At 32.1% G+C, this 5,852-nt stretch carries 6 protein-coding genes; 4 read left to right on the top strand and 2 right to left on the bottom strand.

The genetic code is table 11. The annotated features are described in order from the left end of the window. Positions 1–213, bottom strand: a 213-nt coding sequence (locus ABYT26_RS17280) for a hypothetical protein (RefSeq protein WP_372756218.1), incomplete at its 3' end; no start/stop codon positions are given. Positions 214–640: 427 nt separating this feature from the next. On the opposite strand from ABYT26_RS17280, the gene ABYT26_RS17285 reads away from it, so the two are divergent. Both ABYT26_RS17285 and ABYT26_RS17290 read left to right on the top strand, forming a co-directional pair. Continuing rightward, a complete protein-coding gene (locus ABYT26_RS17285) occupies positions 641–1,240 on the top strand; it encodes a hypothetical protein (protein WP_372756220.1) in 600 nt (199 codons plus the stop codon). Between the two features lie 1,173 nt (positions 1,241–2,413). Then, entirely contained in the window at positions 2,414–3,013 is a 600-nt protein-coding gene (locus tag ABYT26_RS17290; protein WP_372756222.1) for a hypothetical protein, read from the top strand. A gap of 339 nt (positions 3,014–3,352) precedes the next feature. Here ABYT26_RS17290 and ABYT26_RS17295 read toward each other — a convergent pair whose 3' ends face one another. Beyond that, positions 3,353–4,117 (bottom strand): hypothetical protein, encoded by a 765-nt coding sequence (locus ABYT26_RS17295; RefSeq protein WP_372756224.1) that lies wholly within the window; start codon positions 4,115–4,117, stop codon positions 3,353–3,355. 625 nt (positions 4,118–4,742) lie between these two features. Between ABYT26_RS17295 and ABYT26_RS17300 the strand changes: the two genes are divergently transcribed. Together ABYT26_RS17300 and ABYT26_RS17305 are read left to right on the top strand one after the other, a co-directional pair. Next, entirely contained in the window at positions 4,743–5,051 is a 309-nt protein-coding gene (locus tag ABYT26_RS17300; protein ID WP_372756226.1) for a hypothetical protein, read from the top strand. A 184-nt stretch (positions 5,052–5,235) separates the two neighbouring features. After that, complete coding sequence (locus ABYT26_RS17305; protein WP_372756228.1) at positions 5,236–5,502, top strand: hypothetical protein; 267 nt, start codon at positions 5,236–5,238, stop codon at positions 5,500–5,502. Positions 5,503–5,852 lie beyond the last annotated feature (350 nt).

Below are 5,852 nucleotides of genomic sequence, written 5' to 3' on the forward strand. Positions count from 1 at the left end.
CCACACTTCTAACCAAGTAACCCAGAAAGGCAAATGCACGCTTTTCACCAATTCCATAGGTATGTTCCCTGAAGGAGTATCATAACCGATTAGTAATTCGATACCTTCTATTTTTTTCTCAGCAATAAAATCTTTCAATCCTTCCCACTGATTTGAAAACCGATTTAAATCGGAAGGATGAATGGAAAAATCAATTAGGTTTTGGTAGTTCATATATATAGTGTGTGAATTTTTACTCTCTATCTCAAAAATAAAAGGTGGTTTAAAAATAAACTCAAAAATAGCTTTAAAAGATGATTTTTTCACCCCAAAAAAGAATCAATTCTGATCACTTTTTTAGAGGCGTACACGAAAAAATGACGTTTTAGCTCTTTTTCGGATTCTTCGGAAACGTTATCATAAAAGTCAAAATCCCCTTTTTGTGTTAATAATGACAAAACTCTTTATTAAATCAATGTAACGCAAACAATTCCGGGCATTTGCGCAACCGTTTTAAGTAGTTTTTTTTACAAATTATTCGATTTTGAATATTTTATTTAGATCATTTCCAATGATTATTACATAGATTTACAACGTCAATCAATAACAAATAAAACACGATTGATTTAGTAATTGAATTACACATTAAAATTTTAAAAAGATGAAAAGAAAAAACATCACATTAAAAGGATTAGTACTGGGAGTAGCACTTTTCTTAGGAGCAAGTTCAGCATTTGCAACAGGTAACCTTCGTATCAATTCTTACTTAGATACTGATTACTCTATTGTATCTATCATTAACCCATCAGAATCGGTTGTAAAAATGAAAATTTACGATGAAGCAGGAAACTTGTATTATTCAAACAAAGTAAACAGTGAAGCTTCAGCACAAAAATTATTCGATTTCTCATATCTTGAAGATGGAACTTACAAAATCATTCTTACTAGTAAAGAAAATACTATCGAGGAAAAATTCGAAATTATTAACAATAAATTAGTCGATGCTTCTGAAAATATTGCTTCAGAGAAAACTCTATTCAGAGCCGACAAAGACAACTTGTTTGTAACTTACTTGTCATTCAAAAATACAACTTTCAACATCTCTATTAACGATGAATTTGGAAATGAAGTTTTTAACAACTCTTACAATTCTGAACCAACTTTCTCAAAAAAATTCAATGTAAAAGCATTGCCAAAAGGAGATTATAAAGTTCGTTTAGTTTCTAACAATAAAGAGTTTGACTATGCCTTCAGCAAATAGTGAGCAAAAAGGGCCTAGTGGCCAAATGATTCAAAAGAGTCATTCCTATATAAATAAGTGTATCTCGAGAGAAATCAGAGCTACACTTATTTTTTTGTCTTCTTACTTGTACCATTAAGCCTTCCAAAACAATCATTTCTCCAGCTTTCAGAAATATGCAAGCAAGAAAATAGCAAACTAAATTTACACTAAGGCCCATCCACATTTCGTTGCAAGCCATGAGAATATCAAAAACTGCATAAGCCTGCATCTTATTGTACCAACAGTTTTTCCTATTAAAATTACAATTCACCGCAAACAGATCTATGTGGAAATGAATAATGGCTAGCTTACAAAATAACTCAATCACAGCAATCGTGTAAACGCATTTTCGCTTTCTATGTAAGCGACTTGTATTTTTACATGAGCAGCTTTAAAGTAGATTGTAGGTTCACACACTTTTTTGACCAGTAATCATTGGATGATATTCTTCCTCCACAAGTAAATTGCCAAAACTCAGCGGGAGAATTGAAAAAATAAAATTTTTGCTGCCTCCCCCTTGCGCCATACACTCAACCAAGTAGTTCCAAAAAGAATATGTGCACCTTTAACCAATTCATTGAAAATATCGGCGGAAGGAGTAGTATATCCAATAGGCAATTCGATTCATTCTTTTATGTTAACCAATAATTCAATCACTCCATTGATTTGCAAATCGATTCAAATCTGAAAAATCAATGGAAAAACGCATTAGACTTTGGCACTCAATATAAATATGCATGTTTTCAACTCCACACCTTAAAAAGAAGGGGCCTCTTAAATTTAAATCTAAAAACAACTCTTGAAAGATGGCATTTCACCCCCCAACAGAGTCAATTATTATCTTTTTTTTGAAGAGTTTAGCAAAAAAATGATGTTTTGGCCTTTTTTTGAAAATCTCGAAAACGTTATCATAAAAAATAAAATACCCTTTTCGTCTTAATAATGACAAATTTCTTTATTTAATCGATCTAACGCAAACAATTTCGGGGCTTTCCGAAACCGTTTTAAGTTAGTTTTTTTGCAATTTCTATGATTTTAACCATTTTATTTAGATCATTTCTAAAATTAATACATAGATTTACAATGTCAGCCAATAACAAATAATCGATGGTTGATTTAGTAAAATTTATTACTCAATTAAAATTTAAAAAGATGAAAAGAAAAAACATTACACTAAAAGGATTAGTGCTGGGAGTAGCACTTTTCTTAGGAGCAAGTTCAGCATTTGCAACAGGTAACATTCGTATCAATCCTTACTTGGATACTAATTTCTCTATTGTATCCATTACCAACTCTTCTGAATCAGCTGTTAATATGAAGATTTACGATGAAGCAGGAAACCTATACTATTCAAACAAATTAAATGGTGAAGTTTCTGCTCAAAAATTATTCGATTTCTCATACCTTGAAGATGGAACTTACAAAATTGTTCTTGCTGGTAAAGAAGATACTGTTGAAAAACAATTCGAAGTTGTAAATAATAAATTAGTGTCTGATTCTGAAACTGTCGCTTCTGAGAAAACACTATTCAGAGCCGATAAAGACAACTTGTTTGTAACCTATTTATCATTCAACAATACAACTTTCGACATCACTATCAACGATGAATTTGGAAACGAAGTATTCAACAACTCTTACGATTCTAAACCAACTTTCTCAAAAAAATTCAATGTAGAAGCATTACCAAAAGGAGATTATAAAGTTCGTTTAGTGTCTGACAATAAAGAGTATAATTATGCCTTCAGCAAGTAGTGAGCAAAAAGGGCCTAGTGGCCAGATGATTCAAATAAATCATTCCGATATAATAAGTGTACCTCCAGAGAAATCAGAGCTACACTTATTTTTTTGTCTTCCTATTGATGTCAGTAAAGCTTCCACCTTAATCAATCTCAAAATTTGCAGTTAAAAACCAACTAAAACATTTGGCATTGCAAATTCACCCACCAATCATCCTAACAAAAAAATACACCAACAAATTTCAATGCTCACAACAGTCCAATAGTATCACTTGAAAAGCTATTTCTACTTCAAAAAAAATGTGCATTCCTAAGTTAGAAATGCACAAAAACAAAATTCAAACCTAAATCACAGCTACATATTTTCAGTTTCCAAAACTTTAATATCCTTATTCTGATCAGATTCACTACCCCTTTTATCTTTTTTAACCTCTTTAGTAACTGGAATATTACGCACCTTGTTAATTAACTTGGTAAACATGTATTCTTTCGATTTCAAATCATCCGATTTCAAAAGCATCTTTCCTGTTTTAGACAGATCGCTAAGCATCTTCCACATAATGGTAAATTCAGCATTGTTATCGACCACCAATTGTTTGCGTTTGCTTAATTTATCCTCTTGCTTCAAGTTCAGGTTGTATACCTTTTGACTCATTTCTTCGATTTCACTACCCAAGCTCTCTTTATAGCCTTTTTCGGTAAGAGCCTCTAAATTGCTAGCGATATTCTGCTGAACAATTTTCATTTTTAAGAAAAAACCTTCTACATTTTTTCTTCGTAGCTCTTTTTTGGCATCTTTCACACCAAAATCGGAACTCTTAAGCAATAGTTTGCTATTAGCCCTATGCGCATAAGCCGCAATTAAATCTAGTTTCGGAATGACCTCTCCCATTAGAGAGTAAAGATCTTCAGTAATTTTTTTAATCTCCGCAGTTAATGTTGGCGCCTGAGTCAAATCTTTAATTTTTTGAATTTGAGCTTGTAAGGATGCAAGATACTCATCGTTATATTCTGCAGAAAAATCCTCAAATTTTGCACGATCACGAGTAAATAATTGTAAAAGAATTTCACCTACTACAGGCAATTCCTCTTGCCTGAACTTAAAATACGTTTTAGCCATTTTACTTATTTTTTCGTTATTAATTATATAGAACTACTTAATTCTATTGCATTTCAAGTTTATTGATTTGTCCGATTCTCTCATGCTAATTCTTCGTTCCGACAGCCTACTCTCTCATTACGACAAGCTACTTTCACATTCCGACGACCTAGTTTTGCATTCCATCAATTCAGAATGCTGTACAAACATCGATATCAAGAACCCTCACAAACCACACAACCTATTAATTTTCAAAAAACTAAAGAACGACCTTATAATAATCAGCAATAACAGCACTTAACATGATCATTTTTATTATGCCAAACACTAATTTAGTTTATTTCATCAATCAATCCAATTTTATTTTCTCGTGGCAAGCCTATAAATTGAAAATAATGATCCACTTTTTCGTCGGTCATAACAAATTCAACAAAAACAATCCTTTTTATGTTAGAATCTAGTTTTAGTTTTTGAGTAACCTTGCTAATGACCTATAAAACAATCATTAAAAAGATATCCTTATTTAGGGAGCGAAAATGATCAGAGCCCTTTGCAACACCATCACTTTGGTTTAGATTCGTTCACTTTACTACAAATCCGGAGAGTATCTCCACAAAGTAATTTAGAAGTACCTGCTCACTTTTACATGGGATTTTCAATTTCTGAAGGACAAAAAGGAAGCACTAAAACTTGCCATTTTCGAACGGATTTTCACAAAAAAGTAAATCCCTGGATTCCTATTGATATTTCGGTAGCAAATAAACATCCTAATAAAGCCGAATTTTACTTTGGAAATCTGGATAAAAGCCGTGTAGAATTCACAAAAAGAAGAAATCTTCAACTAAAAAACCACAGACACAATCCTGCCATTTACTTCATTTACAGCTCTTTTACAAAAAACCAAGAAGATCAGTTCATTTTAGAAGAAAATTTAACCACCAAGAAATTTAATTGAATAAAAAAGCCAAAAACAAACACCAAATATATTTTATTAAATTTAATACAAAGCTTGCTTTTATTAAGAATATATAATACATTAGCAAACATATTCGGGAAATTAAAAAAGTGATAAAATTAACTTTAACCCCCTAATTAAGTAGCCTTTAATCATTATTATTACATATTAAACTTATCTAACTATGAAAAAATTACTATTCACCATCGCAATTTGCGGATTTGTACTTACTTCTTGTGGAGACAAAACTAAAACTGCAGCTTCTTCTGAAGAAAAAGCATGTTGCACCGAAGCAGCAGTAGATAGCACTGAAATGGAAACTTCAATTGATAGCACCGAAGTTGTTGCTGAAGCTGTTGGAGATTCAATTTTAGCTGAAACAACTGTTAAAACTGAATGTTCTAAAGAATGCGCAACAACCGCTTGTGAAAAAAGCGAGTGTACAAAATAAGTAGCTTAAAAATGTTGAAAAGCCGTAGAGAAATTTCTCTACGGCTTTCTTTGTTTTTAAACAAAAGAGAATTCAAAAAGCATATTTTTCGAAAAGACAAATCCGAATCCCAATATATAGGTATTGGATATCACTATATGAAGATCTATATTTGCTGTAAATAAATTAATAGATGCGGAAATTAAAGCAATACATCTTATGTCTGTTCATGCTGACACCTATGTTGGTGCTACTGGGGCACGACATAATTCCTCATCATCATCACCTTTTACAAGCAGAAACTAATGAAGCTGTTTCCATAGTGCAAGTGCACCAACACGTTCACAGCAAATCTATCTGCAACCACACCA

Origin of the sequence: Labilibaculum sp. (assembly GCF_041595635.1) — a bacterium.
GTDB lineage: Bacteria > Bacteroidota > Bacteroidia > Bacteroidales > Marinifilaceae > Labilibaculum.

What these genes read in the sequence shown, in the direction of transcription:
- ABYT26_RS17285 (WP_372756220.1), top strand. Translation starts at nt 641, where the DNA reads ATGAAAAGAAAAAACATCACATTAAAAGGATTAGTACTGGGAGTAGCA.
- ABYT26_RS17290 (WP_372756222.1), top strand. Translation starts at nt 2,414, where the DNA reads ATGAAAAGAAAAAACATTACACTAAAAGGATTAGTGCTGGGAGTAGCA.
- ABYT26_RS17295 (WP_372756224.1), bottom strand. Translation starts at nt 4,117, where the DNA reads ATGGCTAAAACGTATTTTAAGTTCAGGCAAGAGGAATTGCCTGTAGTA.
- ABYT26_RS17300 (WP_372756226.1), top strand. Translation starts at nt 4,743, where the DNA reads ATGGGATTTTCAATTTCTGAAGGACAAAAAGGAAGCACTAAAACTTGC.
- ABYT26_RS17305 (WP_372756228.1), top strand. Translation starts at nt 5,236, where the DNA reads ATGAAAAAATTACTATTCACCATCGCAATTTGCGGATTTGTACTTACT.